The sequence below is a fragment of the Enterobacter sp. E12 genome (assembly GCF_014596715.2).
Taxonomy (GTDB): domain Bacteria; phylum Pseudomonadota; class Gammaproteobacteria; order Enterobacterales; family Enterobacteriaceae; genus Enterobacter; species Enterobacter bugandensis.
Map to the genome: position 1 here is coordinate 4,523,293 of NZ_CP115601.1, position 20,722 is coordinate 4,544,014.

Consider the following 20,722-nt stretch of genomic DNA (forward strand, 5'->3'; position numbering starts at 1 on the left):
ACGTTAAAACGATAAGGAGCTGATGATGAAAATCGACTTTGCGGGGAAAGTGGCCCTGGTCACCGCCTCAACCGGCGGGATCGGGTTTGCCATTGCCAGAGGCCTGGCAGAAAGCGGCGCGGAAGTGATCGTTAATGGCCGCAGCACCGACTCGGTGAACAAAGGTATTCAGCAGCTGCAGCAGGTTGTGCCTGGCGTGCAGGTGCGTGCAGCCATTGCCGATCTCAGCACCGCGGAAGGGGTTGAATCGCTGCTGAAGGTTGCGAGCGACGTCGATATTCTGGTGAACAACGCCGGGATTTACGGCCCGCAGGATTTCTATGGCACCGACGATGAAACCTGGGAGCGCTACTGGCAGACCAACGTGATGTCCGGCGTGCGCCTCTCCCGCGCCCTGCTGCCGGGCATGGTGAAAAAAGGCTGGGGCCGCGTGGTGTTTATCTCCTCCGAGTCAGCCTGCAATATCCCGGCAGACATGATCCACTACGGGGTGACCAAAACGGCACAGCTTTCGCTGGCGCGCGGGCTGGCGAAGTTCGTGGCGGGAAGCGGCGTGACGGTGAACAGCGTGCTGCCGGGCCCGACGATGTCCGACGGTTTCGCTGAAATGATGAAAGATGAGATCGAGAAAACCGGTAAATCGCTGGAGCAGCTGGCGAAAGAATTTGTCATGACCAACCGCCCCAGCTCGGTTATCCAGCGCGCCGCCACCGTTGAAGAGGTGGCTAATATGGTGATTTATGTCTGTTCGCCGCAGGCCTCCGCCACCTCAGGCGCGGCATTGCGCGTCGATGGTGGCGTGGTGGATGACATTATTTAATGTCGTCAGGCGGCGCTGCCGGCGATACGACGGGCGGTAATGTAACGATCCTGCCAGTAGTCATCAGTCAGGGTTGAGACCGTTACGCCCTGGCTGCTGGAGGCATGAATAAACTGGCTGTTACCGATATACACACCAACGTGTCTGCGGTTCGGGCCCGTCTGGAAGAAGACTAAATCTCCCGCCTTCAGACGGTATTGCGCTACCTGTACACCGCGATGGATCTGCTCACTCGTCGTGCGCGGCAGATAAAGATGCGCCGCATCGCTGAACAGATGCTGCATAAGCGCGGAGCAATCCACTCCGCGGTGTGTGGTGCCGCCCCACTGATAGTGAGTCCCTTTCCATTTCTGGTATTGATCCAGTATCCGGGAGCGGAGTGGGCCTGTCTCCTGGTGAAGCAGGGCCGACTTCACCGGCGATTCCGCAAATGTGCTATCGGCGGAGATCATCGATGCGGGCAGCTGGAAACTCAGTGCGGAAAACGAAGCAAAACTTAACGTGAGGATTGAAATAAGCGATCTGAATGTCATATCTAAACAGGAGCTAAGAGTGAATTTATCCTTACCTGTGGAGGCCAACGTTCCCCCGAAATATCTTTCGATGTGGCGATAATATAGACTGCTCACTTTTTCACCAATCATTATTGAGGCCAAAATTGGACTCACTTTCAGATCGCAAGATTGAGAAAAAAAAGGGTGGTGATGTAAGGACTGTTCAGATAAAGCAGGTAAACTGATCGACAGAATGTGTAATTCAGCTAAGACGTATTTATGACCAATATGATTGCCGACGAGACGGTGGCGAAATCCAGCGTGCTCTCTGTCTTTGACTTTGACGGGACGCTCACGCACCACGACAGCTTTATCCCTTTCCTGCGTTTTGCCTTTGGGAAACGCTACTTTGCGGGTCGTCTGGTGCGCATGGCGCTGCCCACGCTCCACTGCGTGCGCCGCAAGCTGACGCGTGATGAGCTGAAGGAAGTGCTGATTAAAACGTTCCTGACGGGCGTGGACGAACACTGGCTACGCCAGCAGGCGGAAGCCTTTTGCGAAAAATACTGGAACAAGCTGATGCGCCCCGAAGGGGTTCTGGCGGTGGCGGCTGAAGTAAATTCCGGCGCGGAAGTGACTATCTGCTCTGCGTCGCCGGCGCTGGTGCTCCAGCCGTGGGCGGACAGGCTCGGCATTAAGCTGATTGGCACGCAGCTGGAAGTGAAGGACGGCAAGCTGACGGGACGCATTACGGGCAATAACTGCCGCTGCGCCCAGAAAGTGGCGAGGCTGGAGAAGGTGTATGGCGATCTGAACGACTATCATCTGCGAGCCTGGGGCGACACCCGCGGCGACCACGAACTGCTGGCCGCGGCGCAGGATCCTCACTGGCGGCACTTCCATCACCCACGCAAGCGCCGGAATTCACCGATTAAGGGTTAGGTGCGGTCTGTTGCCCTCACCCCAGCCCTCTCCCACAGGGAGAGGGAGAAAAGCGGTGCATCAGGCCTCACGTTTCCCCGGGAACATCACGCTCGCAATAATCCCCAGCGCCAGCACACCTAACACCACAAACAGGCTGGCCGTCGCGCCAATGCTGTAACCGTGGTGCCAGAAGTGATCGGTCGCATTCAGACCCAGCTTGAACGCCACAAAGAACAGCAGCAGCACCACCGCTTTCTCCAGGTGCACCAGATACTGCTTGAGCGCTTCCAGCACAAAGTAGAGGGTACGCAGGCCGAGAATGGCGAACATCATGGCGCTGTAGATAATCAGCGGCTCGCGGCTTACCGCAATAATCGCCGGTACGGAGTCAAACGCGAACATCACGTCAGAGAGTTCTACCACCGCCACGCAGAGCAGCAGCGGCGTTGCATAGCGCTTCGCCTTCTTCACGCGGCCAACCGTTACGTCCTGGTTTTCCGGCTTTTCAAGCTCCGCATCGACCTCTTTCTGCGTCAGAATAAACGCGTTGCTGCTGATTTTGGGCCAGACGGGATAGAAGCGTTTCACCAGGCGATAGGCAAGGTGACCCGAGTAATCTTCCACTTCGTCACTCTCTTCATTGCGCTTGAGCATCATCACCGCCGTCCAGCCGACGACCAGCGCAAAAATAACCTCCACGTACGGCCCCAGGCTCAGCAGGCTGGTGCCGATCGCCACGAAAATACCGCGGAAGACAATCGCCCCCAGCACACCCCAGTAGAGCACACGGTGACGGTACTTATCCGGCACGCCGAACCAGGCGAAGATCGCCATCATCACGAACAGGTTATCGACGGAAAGCACCTCTTCCAGGGCGTAACCGGTAAGGAACAGGCTCGCCATTTCGGCGCCGTGGTGAACATACAGGAACCCGGCGAAGGCCATCGCCATCATAACCCAGAAGATGGACCACATTGCGGCGCTTTTCAGCGAGATGGGTTTGTCGTGACGGTGCATAAAGAGGTCGATAAACATCGCCCCAACGGCCATCACCACAAAGACAACAACGGTTTCAGTCGGGAAACCGAGATGAGCAGAAGCCATGAATCTATCCTTAACCTTCATCTGCGCGCTGGCAGAGGCAACGTTTGCAACAAAAAAAAGAAAACGCCCGTATCACCGGGCAAGAGAATAATAATAACACTTCTTGACGCCAGCCCGGCAATGTAAATGTGATGTTAAAAGCGCCAGGATTCCCCTTACATCTTCCGGGAAGGCAACGTGTTCTTCCGGAGATTATTCTTTCATTATTATGAAAGTTTTATTATCTGAGCTGAACCTGACATACGGCAAGTAGTAAATAAGCCGTAAAATTCTCACACTGAATTGCTGATAAAACCCTGATAAAAACAACATAACTCATTGATTTTAAAACAACCAAAGACAAATCATGATGTTCTCACTTTATTTTTTTTAAACGCTTGTTAACCTGACCCAGAAAAATATTCAGACTTCTTGTGATGGAAGTTTTTCACATGGACTGGTAAGCGATGATGAATATCCACCTTAATGTTTCATATTAGCGGAATATCCACATCCCGTGACCACAACAACGCTTTCGAGTGACTAACCCGAAATAATACTGTTCTACCTTTTACACACTGAGGAATATTTTAAAAAATGAATAAATCCGTTATTACCATGGGATTTTTATTGGCTGCAATTGCCAGTCCTTCCAGCCATGCAGCGCCAGGTAAAGGCGCAGGGACCATTGAATTCACGGGTATGATTACCGCGAGCACCTGTGATGTCGATATTAACGGTCAGGGGGGGAACCCAACGATCGATATGGGTACCATCTCGTCTTCAGCATTTAAAGAAAAAGGTGACGTTGCGGGTATTCACCGTATCCAGATAGAACTGTCTAACTGCGATACCGCCGTCCTTAAATCAGCCGGAGCACGATTTGGCGGTGCCTATGATGCTAATGATAATAATCTGCTCGCGCTTAAAACCGATGGCGACGCTGCAACGGGTTTGGGTATTGAATTCCTGAATGAAGATGGAACATCGTTAAAACTGGGCGACAACCCGAATAAATTTGTTCCTATTACCGGTGATGGCACCACGGGGGCAGCCACCCTGCTGTATTCAGCCCGTTATAAAGCATCCCTGGATGCTGTGACCGCCGGTAAGGCAGATGCGGTTGCGGATTACACCATTATCTATAAATAAATCATTCAACTCAGTTCCGGGCAATGAATAACAGCCCGGAACGCAAGGACGTTTTATGTTAAGGAAACGCTATCTGACGCTGCTGGCTCTGCTCTTTGGCTCTTGTATGTCACACGCCAGTGTGACCTTATCCAATACGCGAGTGGTATATCATGCGGACAAGAAAGAGAGCAATATTACAGTCAGAAATAATACTGCCAGCCCGTTCCTGGTACAGAGCTGGGTACAGGGCAAAGATTCACAGGGCACCAAAGCCCCGTTTATTGTGACGCCACCGCTTTTTCGCATGGATGCAGGTAAGTCCAACGCGCTACGTATTATCTATAACGGCGCGCCTTTACCGCAGGATCGCGAGTCGCTTTTCTGGATCAACGTAAAATCGATCCCCTCCTCTTCCAGAGAGGATATTAATAAACTGCAGATAGCGGTAAATACCCGGATCAAATTATTTTATCGTCCGTCAAATTTAATGGATGAACCCACGGATATTAGTAAGAATGTGCAATGGTCTGTTAAAAATAACGAACTCATTGTACGCAACAACTCGTCTTATTACATTTCCTTTGCGGAGGTGAAGATCAATAACAAAGCATGGTCAGAGATTGACATGCTCGCGCCTAAAAGCAGCACAACATTCACGCTCAGGAACACGCTTTTGAAAAACAATGCCACCGTGCAATGGAAATATATCAATGATTATGGCGGCAACAGCCAGTTAATCACACAAAAAATAGAATAACGATTTTAAAACAATAACCTCACAAGGGTATTTTTTCATGACTATATTTTGGGGCATTCGTCCAGCGCTTTGCTTTGCCTGGATATTACCCAGCGCATTATACGCCAGTGATTACTTCGACCCGGCCTTTCTGGAAACGGGTGGCGCGCCGCGTACCGCCGTCGATCTTTCTCTCTTTGAGAACAAAGAGAGCCAGACACCCGGCGTTTATCGTGTTGACCTGTTTATTAACAATAAAATGTTCGACACGCGCGATATCACGTTTCGACTCGAAGAGAACGCGCAGCATAAAAATATCCTCGCACCGTGCCTCAGCGAGGAGACGCTCCAGTCGTTTGGTGTTAAAACGGCGGCATTCCCGTTGCTCCGGGACGATACCCAGGGCTGCGCGAATCTGTCGGCGATCCCTCTCGCAAGCAGCGAATTTGACTTCAGCGAGCAGGCGTTAAGGCTCAGCATTCCCCAGGCGGCCCTGGACAGCCACGCTCACGGCTACATCGATCCTGCGCGTCGGGAACAGGGTATTCCGGGCCTGATGCTCAGCTACAACTACAGCGGCGCCACGTGGACCTCGCACAACGGGACGGGAACCGATAGCCAGTACCTCAGCCTGCGTCCGGGTCTGAACGTTGGGCCCTGGCGTTTACGCAATTTCTCGACCTGGAGTAACAGCCAGGGGCAAGCTGGGCGCTGGGAATCGGTTTATACCTATCTGCAGCGTGATATCAGCGCCCTGAATAGCCAGCTGATTGTCGGGGATAACAGTTCTACCGCAGAAGTCTTTGATAGCACCCCGTTTCGCGGCGTTCAGCTTTACTCGGATGAACAGATGCTTCCGGGCAGCCTGCGAGGCTATGCGCCGGTGATCCGCGGTATTGCTCGTACTAATGCCCAGATCACTATTTTTCAGAACGGCTACAGCATTTATCAAAGCTATGTCCCGCCTGGTGAATTTGTCATCAACGATCTTTACCTCGGCAGCAGCGGCGAGCTGAAAGTTGTGGTGAAAGAGGCGGATGGCAGCGAACAAGTCTCTTTAGTGCCTTACGCGTCGTTAGCGGTTATGCAGCGGGAAGGGCAATACAAATATGAAGTCATTAGCGGCAGCTATCGTTCCAGCAGCAGCGATGCTGAGAATGCCCTGTTTTCACAAGGGAGCCTGATTTACGGTCTGCCGTGGGAAACCTCGATATACGGAGGCATGCAGGCTGCCAGTCAATATCAGTCCCTGCTTTTTGGCATGGGTAAAAACATGGGCGATTTTGGCGCACTGTCATTTGATATTACCCAGGCCTGGGCCACCACTAAACAGGCAGAGAAAAACCGGGGACAGTCGCTACGCCTGCGCTATAACAAAAATTTGCTGTCTACCGGCACTAACGTTGCGATTGCGGGCTATCGCTACTCGACGTCCGATTTCTACACGCTCGGTGAAACCCTGAGCAGCTATCACTCGCAACCCTCGCGCCTGGATCGACGCCGTAGCCGTACAGAACTGACGCTAAACCAAAACCTGGGAGAAAACCTCGGCTATCTCTCCGCCATGCTGGTCAGCGAGGACTACCACACGAGCCAAAAACGCACGACCTCCGCCACGCTGGGCTATGGCAACAGCTGGAACGGGATCAGCTATAGCCTGAATTACAACCACTATCTGAACGTGACAAAAGAGGATAACCAGCGTCTCTATAACCAGGACAATCTGTTCAGCCTGAGCGTGAGCGTCCCTCTGGACAAATGGCTCCGCTCCACACGTGCCGGTTACACCTTCTCTGCGGCGGAAAAACGCTCGCCAGGCCACAGTGTTTCCCTGAGCGGCAGCGCCCTTGAGGACAATAACCTGAACTGGAGCGTACAGCAGAATATCAACCCAGGGAGCCAGGCAAACAGCAGCGATGCCTCGCTTAGCTATAACGGACGCTATGCGCAGGTTGGCGCCGGGTATGGCTATAGTCGGGACGCGCAGCGGCTGAATTACAGCCTGCGCGGGGGCGTGCTGGTTCATCCTCATGGCGTCACGCTGGCGCAGTCGCTGGGTGAAACGGTCGCTCTGGTTGAAGCGCCGGATGCCGCAGGTGTCAGCGTCCGTAACCACACTGGCGTGCGCACCGACCCCTGGGGCTATGCGGTGGTGCCTTACCTGACACCTTATCAGGAGAGCAATATCCAGCTGCGTCCCGATACATTACCTGACGATGTCGAGCTGGAAAGTAACAGCCATAAAGTCGTTCCCACCCGGGGGGCTATCGTTCGGGCACGTTTCACCACGGCGGTGGGTAAACGCCTGATGATGACGCTGAAAGATGCGCAGGGCAAACCCGTTCCGTTCGGTGCCATTGTTTCTCAGAATACCACCACAAGCATTGTGGGTGATGAAGGCAGCGTATTCCTCACCGGGATGGCAGAAAAAGGGACGTTAGACGTGAGCTGGGGTAAGAAACCCGATCAGCGTTGCCAGGTTCACTATCAGCTTTCTGGCCAGGAACCCACGATTAGCGGAATTGTGCAGTTAACCCAGACCTGCAAATCATCCGTTAATAAATAAAGGAATTAAAAATGAAAAAATTAACGTTACTCGCATGCCTGGCAGCAGGGGGATTGATGGGCGCGCCAGCTTATGCTGATGTTGTAGGAAGCTGCTGGCCGACATCAACCGTATCTGGCCAGGCGCACAAGTTTGATATTATCGAAAACCTTACTGCTGACGACGTACCCGGCACAACCCAATCCACATGGAATAATAAAGGTAATTTTAATGGTATCTGCCTCTGTCAGGACTCCAGCGTGCCAGAAAGTATCTTATTTCGATTTACCAGTGCGAAACTGGGTACAGGAGGCGGCAAACGTAACGCAGACTTTATCTATTATCCTCTGGATGCGGAAAAAGGTATTAATATCGGTATAAATGTCGTTCTTGGTGGCGAGGATGAATTGCGGTATATCCCGGTTGATTTGAGTAATACCGCCGGTGTTGATAATGGACGTCCTGCGACAAATAACTGTGATGATAAAAACGACCATACTCTGTTCGCAACCGGCTCCAGCGGGACTGTCTCTCTGGAATTAACTAAACCGCTTCCTTCAGGCCGCATTGATATTCCTATGCAGGAATTAGTGACCATTTTTGCTAAAAAACAGACGGGGAGTTATGACACCTCCAGACCTTTTGTCACACTTAATTTCCAACTGTCAATTGATATTCCACCACAATGCATGATTAATGACGGGCAAACCATCAAGGTTCCGTTTGGTAGTATTACCGCGAATGAATTTAAGCCCGAGGCCACCAGTAAGCAAAAAAACGTGGATATTCGTGTGACTTGCAAAAACCCTGAAGATGAAAGCAAGGTGAGTATTAAGTTCCGCGCGTCCGATTTTAATGGCTCTGGTTTTATCAAGACCCATAATGATGAAGGTGAGCGCAATGATTTAGGGATAAAACTTGAACACAACGGGAATAAAATTGATGGCAGCAGTTCGGCCGTACCAACGCAGGAGGGGAATGTCACTATTATAGCAACACCTGTCCAACAAGGAGAAAAGTCTCCACAACCGGGAAAATTTGAAGCCACATCCACGCTGGATTTCGAGTTTAAATAAAGAAAAAACTTAATACAGCGTAGAAACCTCTTATTTCCCGGCAACACATAGCGCTATACAAATGAGTTGCCGGGTATGAAAAATGGATTTGTATAAGGATATATACTATGAAACTCAAAACGAAAACGCGTGTAGCGCTTTGCGTTGCAGCTTTATCAGGTACTGGCATCACGGCATCACAGGTTATCGCCAGCGATATCGAGCCTTATTCTGTCCCTGTATCTATTAAGGGTGAAAAACAAAAAGACTATTTCGGTATGACGATGACCACGATCGGTAAGTTTTCCGATAAGGACAATGGTTCGCATATCGCGGGTGAAGATATTGTCATTACGGCTCCCTGGGGGGATGGCGCAAAAGGGATCGCGTACGTCATTTTCGGGACTTCCGGTGGGAAACCCATGCAGCAAGTCAATAACGTAGGTGAATTCGATCCGCAAAACGCGCTTAAAATTATCCACAGCAATAAAGCGAATAAGCCTGGCTCAGTGACGACAAAATGGATGGGCGTCGCGGTACGTAAAATAGGTGATATTAACGGCGATGGATATGATGATTTAGTCATCGCCTCCCACTGGCATGATCAGGTCTATATTATCTGGGGCGGACCGCATCACCGTACCGGCGCGCGTCTTTCTAATCAGATTGACCTCAATGATATCGACAACGGCGACGCTCGCCTGGGTATTCGCATCCGTACGGTGAATTCTTCAGGCAATGCGAATACCGGCGGCTGGTTTGGCGCCGCGGTAGGCCCAATTAAATATAAAAATTCTGCAGTGGCTAACAAGATGGTCGATCTTGCTATCGGCGATATCGAAGGTACGGGCGGACGCGGCGGCGCCGTCATTATCTACGGCGCTCAGAAGCCAGGCGATCAATGGCAGAACATTGATATTAAGCGCAACAACCTGGGCGACTGGGAGATCCCTGCCGCGACCGGTGCCTATATTCGTCCGCAGATGACCGCCACCAACGGTCCGGATAAACCCCTTAACTACAACCTTGGGCAGCAGATCAGCGATGTCGGGGATATTAACGGCGACGGCTTCAGTGATTACCTGATCGTCGACCCGGAATCGGTCAATGAAGGCCGTAAATCAGAGAACAGCGGCACTGATGGACGCGGCACGGCCTATCTCGTCTACGGCAGCAGCTTCAACCAGGGGAATCTCGACATCGCCTCGCTAAACTCGACGCAGGCAACCCGCATTCACGGTATGGGGGCGGCTTTCCTGGGTGGTCAGTCCGGCGGAGGTGAAGGAAGTAACGATCATAGCGCCTATACGCAGGATAAGCCCAATAACGGCACCATTACGCCATTAGGTAACTTCCTGAATGCTCACGCTAACGCTTTTGCGATTAGCGCCCCTGCCGACATGGGTATTGATAAAAAACGTTCCGGGCTGGTCTGGATTATTAAAGGTAAGGCCGACGGCAGTAAGCTGCCATCGTCTCTGTTCCTCGATGCGGCGCACACCCGACTGAACTACAACAAAACATTTAGCGTACATGATGGCTATGCTATTTACGCCGACAGGCCTGGCAGCAAGCTGGCAGGGTTCGGGAACAGCATTCTCGGTAATGTGGACTTGAACGGCGACGGTAAAAAAGACCTGGTGATCGGCGATCCGAATGCGGTGAACGGCAGCGGCACGCAGGTGGGCGCCGTGTACGTCATCAACGGCGGTAAAAGCCTGGATGACTACGCTGACGATGAAGAAGGCATGATCAATATTAATACGCTGGTGAGAGAAGGCGTTGCGAAAGTCTACTGGGGTAAAAATCAGTATGAAAAATTCGGCGCCTCCATTGCGGCCGGGAGCTTCAATGGCTTCACTCAGGACAGTCTCGCCATTGGTTCTTACCGTGATAACACCTGGACGGGCAAGGTCACCTTCCGCATTGCGGATTACGCCATACCGGATTAATGCTTACATCATCTGAATGGGCATCACCGCCGGGGAGGAGACTCCCCGGCAATTTATTGCGCACCTTGCAGCGCCTGCGCGCACGCCCAGGCGCTCGACCACGCCCACTGGAAATTATATCCGCCGAGCCAGCCGGTTACGTCCATTACTTCGCCAATAAAGTAGAGCCCCGGCACGTTGCGCGCTTCCATCGTGCGTGAAGAAAGCTCATTCGTATCAACGCCGCCCAGCGTCACTTCCGCCGTGCGATACCCCTCGGTGCCGTTTGGCTGAACGCGCCAGTTCGTTAGCGTATCCACCAACGTCTCCTGCTCGCGGCTGTTAAGCTGCTTGAGCGACACATCCGGGATTTGCCCCAGCCCCTGCAAACACTCCACCAGACGCTTCGGCAGCTGCATCGCCAGGGTATTTTTCAGGCTCTGATTCGGGTGCGCGGTACGCTGTTCGTTGAGGAACGCGTTCAGATCGCTGTCCGGCAGCAGATTCACCGAGACAAATTCCCCCGGCTGCCAGTAGCTGGAGATTTGCAGGACCGCCGGGCCGGAGAGACCGCGGTGGGTAAAGAGCAGGTTTTCGCGGAATACCGTCCCGTCTTCGGCAGTAATAACGGAGGGAACAGAGACGCCGGACAGCGTCTGAAGCTGCTCCAGCAGCGGCTTATGCAGCGTGAACGGCACCAGCCCGGCGCGGGTTGGCAGCACCTTCAGGCCAAACTGCTCGGCAATCTTGTAGCCGAACGGTGACGCGCCCAGCCCCGGCATCGACAGACCGCCGCTGGCGATCACCAGATTATCGGCGCTGACGGTTTCACCGTTCAGCAGCAGCGTGTAGCCCTGCTCGTCGCGGGCCACCTCCAGCACTTCAGTGCGCAGGCGCATGACCACGCCGCCCTTCTCGCACTCGGCCACCAGCATATCGACAATCTGCTGCGCGGAGTCGTCGCAGAAGAGTTGCCCGAGCGTCTTTTCATGCCACGCGATGCCATGCTTACCCACCAGGTCGATAAAGTCCCACTGGGTGTAACGCGCCAGCGCAGATTTACAAAAATGACGGTTCTGGCTCAAATAGGCCGCGGGTTCGACATAAAGATTGGTGAAGTTGCAGCGCCCGCCGCCTGACATCAGGATCTTGCGGCCAGGCTTTTTCCCGTTGTCCAGCAACAGCACGCGACGACCCGCCTGTCCGGCCATCGCCGCACAAAACATACCCGCCGCACCGGCGCCAATAACCACGGCATCAAACCTTTCCACGTCAAAACCCTCTTCGTTAACTGCCGCGGATTGTAAAGTTTCCTCTGTGGTCACACCAGCGTAAAAAGATATTACAAAGCCATTCCATTGAAATTTAACGATTATCCTTTCAGGCACTTTTCCCAAATCAGGTGGTATGTCAAAAAAAGTCTATATTTCACTTTGCCCGTTGCGCATTTGTCCTGGATAATGCGCCGCGTTCATGTCCTCAAAATGGCGTAACGTCCTATGCTACATTTGTTTGCCGGCCTGGATTTACATACCGGGCTTTTACTATTGCTTGCTCTGGTTTTTGTACTGTTTTACGAAGCGATCAACGGCTTCCACGACACTGCAAACGCAGTAGCAACGGTTATCTACACTCGCGCAATGCGATCGCAGCTTGCGGTTGTTATGGCGGCGGTATTTAACTTTTTTGGTGTCCTCCTGGGCGGACTGAGCGTTGCGTATGCGATTGTGCATATGCTGCCAACGGATCTGCTGCTTAACGTGAGTTCCGGTCATGGCCTCGCCATGGTGTTCTCAATGCTGCTTGCTGCCATTATCTGGAACCTCGGTACCTGGTATTTTGGCCTGCCTGCATCCAGCTCTCACACTCTCATCGGTGCGATTATCGGTATCGGGTTAACCAACGCCCTGATGACCGGGACATCGGTTGTTGATGCGCTGAATCTGCCTAAAGTACTGGGCATTTTCGCTTCTCTCATCGTCTCCCCTATCGTGGGTCTGGTGGTTGCGGGTGGATTGATTTTCATCCTGCGTCGCTACTGGAGCAACACGAAGAAACGTGCGCGTATCCACCTGACGCCAGCAGAGCGTGAGAAGAAAGACGGCAAGAAAAAGCCGCCATTCTGGACGCGTATCGCCCTGATCATTTCCGCTATCGGCGTGGCCTTCTCTCATGGCGCGAACGACGGGCAGAAAGGCATTGGTCTGGTGATGCTGGTTCTGATCGGTGTCGCACCGGCGGGCTTCGTGGTGAATATGAACGCCTCGGGTTACGAAATCACCCGTACCCGTGATGCGGTCAACAACGTTGAAACCTATTTCCAGCAGCACCCTGAGCTGTTGAAAAAAGCGACCGGCGTTGACCAGCTGATCCCTTCTCCGGAAGCCGGTGCCACCACCGCGCCTGGCGAATTCCACTGCCATCCGGCTAACGCGATTAACGCGCTGGAACGTGCCAAAGGTATGCTGGGCAACATCGAAAGCTACGATAAACTGGCCGTTGAACAGCGTGGTCAGCTGCGTCGTATCATGCTCTGTATCTCCGACGTGACCGATAAAGTCGCGAAGCTGCCAGAGGTGAATGGTGACGACAAGCGTCTGCTGAAGAAACTGAAAAGCGATATGCTCAATACCATTGAGTATGCGCCAATCTGGATCATCATGGCCGTCGCGCTGGCGCTGGGTATCGGTACGATGATTGGCTGGCGTCGTGTGGCGACCACCATCGGCGAGAAGATCGGTAAGAAAGGCATGACCTATGCGCAGGGTATGTCCGCGCAGATGACGGCGGCAGTGTCTATCGGTCTGGCGAGCTACACCGGTATGCCGGTATCCACCACCCACGTACTCTCCTCGTCCGTGGCAGGTACCATGATTGTTGACGGCGGCGGTCTGCAGCGCAAAACCGTGACCAACATTCTGATGGCCTGGGTGTTTACGCTTCCGGCTTCTATCCTGCTGTCAGGCGGGTTGTACTGGATTTCGCTGAAGCTGATTTAATTGGCTGAAGGCGACAAAAAGCGGGTCAGGAAACTGACCCGCTTTTTTTATGGCTGTTGTGTTACTTAATCCATTGCTGTGAATAGGAAAATCTGAACATTATCTGTTCAGATTTTTTCTGCACAAATAACTATTATCCCCGCGAATGTTCTCAGTTCCCCCCATGACGGAAAAGACTATGCCATTCAAAACGGCTACTAAATGGATGCATCGCCTTGTTACTGTTTCGCTTCTGGCTCTGGTCATTGGATTTGTGTGGCTCAACCACCAGCCCAACCAGCAAGAGGGCGATAAACTTCAACGCGTTTATAAATTATCTGACAGCGTCTGGCTCTATATGACCGTGAACAATCAGGGTGGCGCCACCGTACCCACAATCTACCGTTACTATCTCTCGGAAAAGATAACAGGGAAAGACACCGACATTATCCATCAGTTGGCAATGAAGCATCCTGTCATTGAAGGTACGGGTACAATCACTGCGGCCAGCATTGATACAAACGGACACGTTAATATCGCCTATAGCGGGAAGGTTATTTCGATTGAGACCAATATCTCCAATCTGCGGTTCTCAGTGAAGCCCTGAACCAGAGGAAAGCAGGCGGGGTTATCCCCGCCTGTTGTGGTACTCAGTGCCAAATCATCAACGCAATCATACTGACCACGACCAGCCCACACAGGGCGCTGGTCAAAATGAACTGACGACGCAGACGCTCGCAGCGACGGATAAACTCTTCATCGTGATGATCTCGGTAGCGCTGGTAATAGATATACCCCACCAGACGCATCTGCTTGCTGGGCTGTCCATGCGAGGTGAAGAACCCTCCACCGTCCACATACTGATACAGCAACGGATCGCAACCACGAAGTACCACTAACAGCGCACGTAACGATGAGAAGTAGCGCGCCATATTCACTATGCAAACTACGCATAACGCCCAAAACAATGCGACGGTGCTAATCATACATCCTCCCCGGCGTCCGCCCACGAAGCAAGGCTCCTGAGCTACCGCACCCCAATGCCCTGACAGACAGTTCAGTGAAAGAATGACTAAAAGTCGATCCGGTTCGCGTTTTAATATCCGAACGGCTCATTAAATAGTGTAGGAGATCCGTTAATTTTTTTGCCACAAGGTTAATCGTTATCAACACCAAAGCTTGAAAAATATGTTTAACTGGGCCGTAATGAAAGCATCAGACGACGGCTTTCCCATTTAGTCATCGATAACTTAAGGAAGGAGTAACACTATGGCTTACAAACACATTCTTATCGCGGTAGATCTCTCCCCGGAGAGCAAAGTGCTGGTTGATAAAGCGGTATCTATGGCACGTCCCTACAACGCGAAAGTCTCCCTGATTCACGTTGATGTGAATTACTCCGACCTCTACACCGGTCTGATCGACGTCAATCTGGGCGATATGCAGAAACGCATCTCTGAAGAAACGCATCACGCGCTGAGCGAGCTCTCCACCAACGCGGGCTATCCGATCACCGAAACCCTGAGCGGCAGCGGCGACCTGGGTCAGGTGCTGGTTGATGCGATTAAGAAATACGATATGGATCTGGTGGTATGCGGTCACCATCAGGACTTCTGGAGCAAGCTGATGTCTTCAGCACGCCAGCTGATTAACACCGTTCACGTGGACATGCTGATTGTTCCGCTGCGCGACGAAGAAGACGAGTAAGTGCAAAAAAAGCGGCACTGAATGTAGGCCGGGTAAGGCGAAGCCGCCACCCGGCTTTTTTTATTCTGGCGTACCCGAATAAATATCAAACCGATGCCCTTTCGTGGTCACCGCGTTGGTCGTAGCAACGTCCGCCAGCGGCGGCGCGTAATCCGGACGCTTCACCACCACCCGCTTCGTCGCGAGCTGACGAGCAGGCTGCAGCAGGCCATCTGCGTCTAAATCCGGCCCCACCAGCGACTGAAATACCCGCATCTCTTTCTTCACCAGCGCGCTTTTCTGCTTATGCGGGAACATCGGGTCGAGGTAGACCACCTGCGGACGCGGGGTGATGTCCGTCAGCGCCGTCAGGCTTGACGCGTGGATAAGCTGCAATCGCTCCTGCAGCCACGGGCCGATTTCCGGGTCCGCATAGCCTCGCGTCAGCCCGTCGTCGAGCAGCGCGGCGACAACCGGATTACGCTCCAGCATCCGCACATGACAGCCCACCGACGCCAGCACAAACGCATCGCGTCCCAGCCCCGCCGTGGCGTCCACCACGTCCGGCAGATAGCTCCCCTTAATGCCGACCGCTTTGGCCACCGCTTCGCCGCGACCGCCGCCGAACTTACGCCGGTGCGCCATCGCGCCGCCAACGAAGTCGACAAAAATCCCGCCGAGCTTCGGTTCATCGCGCTTGCGTAATTCGAGATGTGCTGACGTCATTACCAGCGCCATCAGGTTCTCTTCATCGTGCTCCAGCCCCCAGCGGGCCGCCAGAACAGATAAGGCGCCGTCTCCGGCGCCCGTTTCATCCACTAAGCAGATCTTCACGTAACAATCAGCCTTTGATCCCGTAATGCTCAAGCATCGCATCCAGCTGCGGCTCGCGGCCACGGAAGCGTTTGAACAGCACCATTGGCTCTTCAGACCCGCCGCGGGTCAGGATGTTGTCAAGGAACGACTGGCCGGTTTCGCGGTTGAAGATCCCCTCTTCCTCGAAGCGAGAGAAGGCATCCGCCGCCAGCACGTCGGCCCACAGGTAGCTGTAATAGCCCGCCGCGTAGCCGCCCGCGAAAATGTGGCTGAACGCGTGCGGGAAGCGGCCCCAGGTAGGCCCTGGAATAACGGCAACCTGCTTTTTAATCTCGGCCAGCGTTTCGAGGATTTTCGCCCCCTGCTCCGGGCTGAACTCGGCGTGCAGGCGGAAATCGAACAGGCCGAACTCCAGCTGACGCAGGATAAACATCGCCGCCTGGTAGTTTTTCGCCGCCAGCATTTTATCCAGCAGCTCTTTGGGCAGCGGTTCGCCGGTCTCATAGTGGCCGGAGATAAACGCCAGCGCGTCCGGCTCCCAGCACCAGTTTTCCATAAACTGGCTTGGCAGCTCGACCGCATCCCATGGCACCCCGCTGATACCGGCGACGCCGGCGGTTTCGATGCGGGTCAGCATGTGGTGCAGGCCATGACCGAACTCGTGGAACAGGGTAATAACTTCGTCGTGGGTGAACAGCGCAGGTTTGCCGCTTACCGGACGGTTGAAGTTACAGGTCAGATAGGCGACCGGTTTTTGCAGGGAACCGTCTGCTTTACGCATCTGGCCCACGCAGTCGTCCATCCACGCCCCGCCGCGCTTGTTCTCACGCGCGTAAAGATCCAGATAGAAGCTGCCGCGCAGTTCGTTTTTCTCGTCATACAGTTCGAAGAAGCGTACGTCCGGATGCCAGACGTCAATATCAGTACGCTCTTTAGCGGTAATGCCGTAAATGCGTTTCACCACTTCAAACAGGCCGTTGACGGCTTTGTTTTCCGGGAAGTACGGGCGCAGCTGCTCGTCGCTGATGCTGTAGAGGTGCTGCTTCTGTTTTTCGCTGTAGTACGCGATATCCCACGGCTGCAGCTCGTCCACGCCAAACTCCGCTTTCGCAAAGGCGCGCAGCTGGGCCAGCTCTTTCTCACCCTGAGGACGAGCACGTTTGGCCAGATCGGTCAGGAAGTCGAGCACCTGCTGCGGGTTCTCGGCCATTTTGGTGGCGAGGGATTTATCCGCGTAGCTGTCGAAGCCCAGCAGCTGAGCCAGCTCGTGACGCAGGGCGAGGATCTCCGCCATCACCGGGCTGTTATCCCATTTGCCCGCGTTCGGCCCCTGATCGGAGGCGCGGGTGCTGTAGGCGCGGTACATCTCTTCACGCAGGGCCTGGTTGTCGCAGTAGGTCATCACCGGCAGATAGCTCGGGATATCCAGCGTTAACAGGAAGCCTTCCTGCTCTTTCGCTTCGGCCTGGGCTTTCGCCGCCGCCAGGGCGCTTTCCGGCATACCCGCCAGCTCTGCTTCGTTGGTAATCAGCTTCGTCCAGCCCATGGTGGCGTCAAGGACGTTGTTGCTGTACTGGTTGCCCAGCTCGGACAGGCGCGCAGCGATTTCACCGTAGCGAACCTGCTTCTCTTTTGGCAGACCGATACCGGACAGTTCGAAATCACGCAGGGCGTTATCGACCGATTTTTTCTGCGCCGTGTTCAGTTCGGCATAATGGTCGCCGTCGCGCAGGTCGCGGTAGGCTTTGTACAGCCCTTCGTGCTGGCCGACCCAGGTGCTGTACTCAGAGAGCAGCGGCAGGGTTTGTTCGTAGGCTTCACGCAGTTCCGGGCTGTTTTTCACCGAGTTCAGGTGGCTTATCGGAGAGAAGATACGCCCCAGCACGTCGTCCACTTCGGCCAGCGGCTGACACAGATTCTCCCAGGTGTACGGCGCGCCCTGCGCAACCACGCTTTCTACCGCCGCGCGGCAGTTGTCCAGCGACTGGGTAACGGCTGGAACCACATGCTCAGGGAGGATTTTAGAAAACGGTGGCAACGAAAAAGGCGTCAGTAATGGATTGGTCATAAACGCTGTCCTGTTGAAATAGGTGAATGAAGCGCGCATCCGGCGCTGTGCATATTGTTTTCAGTAATGGGGTTAAGTGTAGAGGATTTCAATAGCTGCGCTTACCGGGCCTGCGGGTAATCTGTGCCGTTCTGCTGTAAACTGTGGCAAATCGTCAATTCAGCGGAATACCATTACCCATGCTCAGTTATCGCCACAGCTTCCACGCTGGCAACCATGCCGACGTCCTCAAACACACCGTTCAGAGCCTGATCATTGAATCGCTTAAAGAGAAAGAGAAGCCGTTTCTCTATCTGGACACCCATGCGGGCGCGGGCCGTTATCAGCTGAGCGGCGAGCATGCCGAGCGTACCGGCGAATACCTTGAGGGCATCGCCCGCATCTGGCAGCAGGACGACCTGCCCGCCGAGCTGGAGCCTTACATTGGCGTGGTGAATCACTTCAACCGCAACGGCCAGCTGCGCTACTACCCTGGCTCACCGCTGATTGCCCGCCAGCTGCTGCGCGAGCAGGACAGCCTCCAGCTGACCGAACTGCACCCGAGCGACTTCCCGCTGCTGCGTTCTGAGTTTCAGAAAGATAACCGCGCCCGCGTCGACAAAGCCGACGGCTACCAGCAGCTGAAAGCCAAGCTGCCGCCGGTTTCCCGTCGCGGCCTGGTGCTGATCGACCCACCGTACGAAATCAAAACCGACTATCAGGCGGTGGTGACCGGCATCAACGAAGGCTACAAACGTTTTGCGACCGGAACCTATGCCCTGTGGTACCCGGTGGTGCTGCGCGCGCAGATTAAGCGCATGATCAAAGACCTTGAGGCGACCGGCATTCGTAAAATCCTGCAGATTGAGCTGGCGGTACGCCCGGACAGCGACCAGCGCGGCATGACCGCTTCCGGCATGATCGTCATTAACCCGCCGTGGAAGCTGGAAGCGCAGATGAACAACGTGCTGCCGTGGCTGCACAAAACGCTGGTGCCAGCCGGAACGGGCCACGCCACCGTCAGCTGGATCGTGCCGGAGTAATTGCAGCCATCGGTGGAAACTATTGATTTCAGGTATACAATCGCGGCAATTCACGATTAAGGACAAAAGCTATGACTAAGCATTATGACTACATCGCAATCGGCGGCGGCAGCGGCGGCATCGCCTCCATCAACCGCGCGGCCATGTACGGCCAGAAATGTGCGCTGATTGAAGCCAAAGCGCTGGGCGGCACCTGCGTGAACGTGGGTTGTGTACCGAAAAAGGTGATGTGGCACGCGGCGCAAATTCGTGAAGCGATCCATATGTACGGTCCGGACTACGGCTTTGACACCACCATCAACAATTTCGACTGGGACAAGCTGATCGCCAGCCGTACCGCCTACATCGACCGCATTCACACCTCGTACGACAACGTGCTGGGCAAAAATAACGTCGACGTGATTCACGGCTTCGCCCGCTTTGTGGACGCGAAAACGATCGAAGTGAACGGCGAGACGATCACCGCCGATCATATCCTGATCGCCACCGGCGGCCGTCCGAGCCATCCGAATATTCCGGGCGCGGAATACGGTATCGACTCCGACGGCTTCTTCGAGCTGCCTGCCTTGCCTGAGCGCGTTGCCGTGGTGGGCGCGGGCTACATCGCGGTTGAGCTGGCTGGCGTGATTAACGGACTGGGTGCAGAAGCGCACCTGTTCGTGCGTAAACACGCACCGCTGCGCAGCTTTGACCCGCTGATCGTCGATACGCTGGTTGAAGTGATGAACACCGAAGGCCCAACCCTGCACACCAACGCCGTGCCTAAAGCGGTCGTTAAAAACGCGGACGGCAGCCTGACCCTTGAGCTGGAAGATGGCCGCAGCCAGACCGTTGATTGCCTGATCTGGGCGATTGGCCGTGAACCGGCGAACGACAGCTTTAACCTGGCGGTGACCGGCGTGAAAACCGACGAAAAAGGCTACATCGTCGTCGATAAGTTCCAGAACACCAGCGTACCGGGCATTTACGCCGTCGGTGATAACACCGGTGCGGTTGAACTGACGCCGGTGGCCGTTGCGGCGGGCCGTCGTCTCTCCGAGCGTCTGTTCAACAACAAGCCGGACGAGCATCTGGACTACAGCAATATCCCGACCGTGGTCTTTAGCCACCCGCCAATCGGCACCGTCGGCTTAACCGAGCCGCAGGCGCGCGAGCAGTACGGCGACGACCAGGTGAAAGTGTATAAATCCGCGTTCACCGCGATGTATACCGCCGTCACCTCTCACCGTCAGCCGTGCCGCATGAAGCTGGTCTGCGTGGGCCCAGAAGAGAAGATTGTCGGTATCCACGGCATTGGCTTCGGCATGGATGAGATCCTGCAGGGCTTTGCGGTGGCGCTGAAGATGGGTGCGACCAAGAAAGACTTCGACAACACCGTGGCGATCCACCCTACGGCGGCGGAAGAGTTTGTCACCATGCGATAATGCAGA

At 54.2% G+C, this 20,722-nt stretch carries 18 protein-coding genes; 12 read left to right on the forward strand and 6 right to left on the reverse strand.

What is annotated here, in order from left to right; all coding sequences use genetic code 11:
- Positions 1-25: 25 nt before the first annotated feature.
- Positions 26-820: an SDR family NAD(P)-dependent oxidoreductase gene (locus IB212_RS21715; RefSeq protein WP_041911873.1), complete on the forward strand. Its 795-nt coding sequence runs from the start codon at positions 26-28 to the stop codon at positions 818-820.
- Positions 821-825: 5 nt separating this feature from the next.
- On the opposite strand, the gene IB212_RS21720 is transcribed toward IB212_RS21715, so the two are convergent.
- Entirely contained in the window at positions 826-1,353 is a 528-nt protein-coding gene (locus IB212_RS21720; protein WP_041911872.1) for an NlpC/P60 family protein, read from the reverse strand.
- Between the two features lie 240 nt (positions 1,354-1,593).
- On the opposite strand from IB212_RS21720, the gene IB212_RS21725 reads away from it, so the two are divergent.
- Positions 1,594-2,256: an HAD family hydrolase gene (locus IB212_RS21725; protein ID WP_028014726.1), complete on the forward strand. Its 663-nt coding sequence runs from the start codon at positions 1,594-1,596 to the stop codon at positions 2,254-2,256.
- Between the two features lie 60 nt (positions 2,257-2,316).
- On the opposite strand, the gene IB212_RS21730 is transcribed toward IB212_RS21725, so the two are convergent.
- The gene (locus IB212_RS21730) at positions 2,317-3,342 is read right to left on the reverse strand and encodes a TerC/Alx family metal homeostasis membrane protein (protein WP_041911871.1); all 1,026 of its coding nucleotides are present in this window, start codon (positions 3,340-3,342) and stop codon (positions 2,317-2,319) included.
- 576 nt (positions 3,343-3,918) lie between these two features.
- Here IB212_RS21730 and IB212_RS21735 point away from each other — a divergent pair.
- The 5 genes from IB212_RS21735 (at position 3,919) to IB212_RS21755 (ending at position 10,743) form a co-directional block, all read left to right on the forward strand.
- Positions 3,919-4,473, forward strand: coding sequence for a fimbrial protein (locus IB212_RS21735; protein ID WP_041911870.1), 555 nt, complete (start codon positions 3,919-3,921; stop codon positions 4,471-4,473).
- A gap of 55 nt (positions 4,474-4,528) precedes the next feature.
- Complete coding sequence (locus tag IB212_RS21740) at positions 4,529-5,212, forward strand: molecular chaperone (protein WP_041911869.1); 684 nt, start codon at positions 4,529-4,531, stop codon at positions 5,210-5,212.
- 37 nt (positions 5,213-5,249) lie between these two features.
- Entirely contained in the window at positions 5,250-7,757 is a 2,508-nt protein-coding gene (locus IB212_RS21745; protein WP_041911868.1) for a fimbria/pilus outer membrane usher protein, read from the forward strand.
- Positions 7,758-7,768: 11 nt separating this feature from the next.
- Positions 7,769-8,812 carry a fimbrial protein gene (locus IB212_RS21750; protein WP_041911867.1) on the forward strand — a complete coding sequence of 348 codons (1,044 nt, stop codon included), beginning with the start codon at positions 7,769-7,771 and terminating at the stop codon, positions 8,810-8,812.
- A 107-nt stretch (positions 8,813-8,919) separates the two neighbouring features.
- A complete protein-coding gene (locus IB212_RS21755) occupies positions 8,920-10,743 on the forward strand; it encodes an integrin alpha (protein ID WP_041911866.1) in 1,824 nt (607 codons plus the stop codon).
- 53 nt (positions 10,744-10,796) lie between these two features.
- On the opposite strand, the gene IB212_RS21760 is transcribed toward IB212_RS21755, so the two are convergent.
- Entirely contained in the window at positions 10,797-11,993 is a 1,197-nt protein-coding gene (locus IB212_RS21760; RefSeq protein WP_041912099.1) for an NAD(P)/FAD-dependent oxidoreductase, read from the reverse strand.
- A 228-nt stretch (positions 11,994-12,221) separates the two neighbouring features.
- Between IB212_RS21760 and pitA the strand changes: the two genes are divergently transcribed.
- Entirely contained in the window at positions 12,222-13,721 is a 1,500-nt protein-coding gene (gene pitA / locus IB212_RS21765; protein ID WP_028014734.1) for an inorganic phosphate transporter PitA, read from the forward strand.
- 178 nt (positions 13,722-13,899) lie between these two features.
- Positions 13,900-14,307, forward strand: coding sequence for a hypothetical protein (locus tag IB212_RS21770; RefSeq protein ID WP_041911865.1), 408 nt, complete (start codon positions 13,900-13,902; stop codon positions 14,305-14,307).
- Between the two features lie 43 nt (positions 14,308-14,350).
- Here IB212_RS21770 and uspB read toward each other — a convergent pair whose 3' ends face one another.
- Complete coding sequence (gene uspB, locus IB212_RS21775) at positions 14,351-14,686, reverse strand: universal stress protein UspB (protein ID WP_003861224.1); 336 nt, start codon at positions 14,684-14,686, stop codon at positions 14,351-14,353.
- Positions 14,687-14,969: 283 nt separating this feature from the next.
- Here uspB and uspA point away from each other — a divergent pair, with 283 nt between their 5' ends.
- Complete coding sequence (uspA, locus tag IB212_RS21780) at positions 14,970-15,407, forward strand: universal stress protein UspA (protein ID WP_003861223.1); 438 nt, start codon at positions 14,970-14,972, stop codon at positions 15,405-15,407.
- A gap of 60 nt (positions 15,408-15,467) precedes the next feature.
- Here the strand turns inward: uspA and rsmJ are convergent, their stop codons facing one another.
- Positions 15,468-16,220 carry a 16S rRNA (guanine(1516)-N(2))-methyltransferase RsmJ gene (gene rsmJ, locus IB212_RS21785; RefSeq protein ID WP_041911864.1) on the reverse strand — a complete coding sequence of 251 codons (753 nt, stop codon included), beginning with the start codon at positions 16,218-16,220 and terminating at the stop codon, positions 15,468-15,470.
- Positions 16,221-16,227: 7 nt separating this feature from the next.
- Complete coding sequence (prlC, locus tag IB212_RS21790) at positions 16,228-18,270, reverse strand: oligopeptidase A (protein ID WP_041911863.1); 2,043 nt, start codon at positions 18,268-18,270, stop codon at positions 16,228-16,230.
- A 179-nt stretch (positions 18,271-18,449) separates the two neighbouring features.
- Between prlC and IB212_RS21795 the strand changes: the two genes are divergently transcribed.
- Entirely contained in the window at positions 18,450-19,292 is an 843-nt protein-coding gene (locus IB212_RS21795; protein ID WP_041911862.1) for a 23S rRNA (adenine(2030)-N(6))-methyltransferase RlmJ, read from the forward strand.
- A 71-nt stretch (positions 19,293-19,363) separates the two neighbouring features.
- Positions 19,364-20,716: a glutathione-disulfide reductase gene (gene gorA / locus IB212_RS21800; protein WP_041911861.1), complete on the forward strand. Its 1,353-nt coding sequence runs from the start codon at positions 19,364-19,366 to the stop codon at positions 20,714-20,716.
- Positions 20,717-20,722 lie beyond the last annotated feature (6 nt).

Bases quoted from the DNA above. Each gene is read 5' to 3' on its own strand.
- IB212_RS21735 (WP_041911870.1), top strand. From the start codon at position 3,919: ATGAATAAATCCGTTATTACCATGGGATTTTTATTGGCTGCAATTGCC.
- IB212_RS21725 (WP_028014726.1), top strand. From the start codon at position 1,594: ATGACCAATATGATTGCCGACGAGACGGTGGCGAAATCCAGCGTGCTC.
- IB212_RS21750 (WP_041911867.1), top strand. From the start codon at position 7,769: ATGAAAAAATTAACGTTACTCGCATGCCTGGCAGCAGGGGGATTGATG.
- prlC (WP_041911863.1), bottom strand. From the start codon at position 18,270: ATGACCAATCCATTACTGACGCCTTTTTCGTTGCCACCGTTTTCTAAA.
- uspA (WP_003861223.1), top strand. From the start codon at position 14,970: ATGGCTTACAAACACATTCTTATCGCGGTAGATCTCTCCCCGGAGAGC.
- IB212_RS21745 (WP_041911868.1), top strand. From the start codon at position 5,250: ATGACTATATTTTGGGGCATTCGTCCAGCGCTTTGCTTTGCCTGGATA.
- IB212_RS21755 (WP_041911866.1), top strand. From the start codon at position 8,920: ATGAAACTCAAAACGAAAACGCGTGTAGCGCTTTGCGTTGCAGCTTTA.
- IB212_RS21740 (WP_041911869.1), top strand. From the start codon at position 4,529: ATGTTAAGGAAACGCTATCTGACGCTGCTGGCTCTGCTCTTTGGCTCT.
- IB212_RS21795 (WP_041911862.1), top strand. From the start codon at position 18,450: ATGCTCAGTTATCGCCACAGCTTCCACGCTGGCAACCATGCCGACGTC.
- IB212_RS21730 (WP_041911871.1), bottom strand. From the start codon at position 3,342: ATGGCTTCTGCTCATCTCGGTTTCCCGACTGAAACCGTTGTTGTCTTT.
- IB212_RS21770 (WP_041911865.1), top strand. From the start codon at position 13,900: ATGCCATTCAAAACGGCTACTAAATGGATGCATCGCCTTGTTACTGTT.
- IB212_RS21715 (WP_041911873.1), top strand. From the start codon at position 26: ATGAAAATCGACTTTGCGGGGAAAGTGGCCCTGGTCACCGCCTCAACC.
- gorA (WP_041911861.1), top strand. From the start codon at position 19,364: ATGACTAAGCATTATGACTACATCGCAATCGGCGGCGGCAGCGGCGGC.
- pitA (WP_028014734.1), top strand. From the start codon at position 12,222: ATGCTACATTTGTTTGCCGGCCTGGATTTACATACCGGGCTTTTACTA.
- IB212_RS21720 (WP_041911872.1), bottom strand. From the start codon at position 1,353: ATGACATTCAGATCGCTTATTTCAATCCTCACGTTAAGTTTTGCTTCG.
- uspB (WP_003861224.1), bottom strand. From the start codon at position 14,686: ATGATTAGCACCGTCGCATTGTTTTGGGCGTTATGCGTAGTTTGCATA.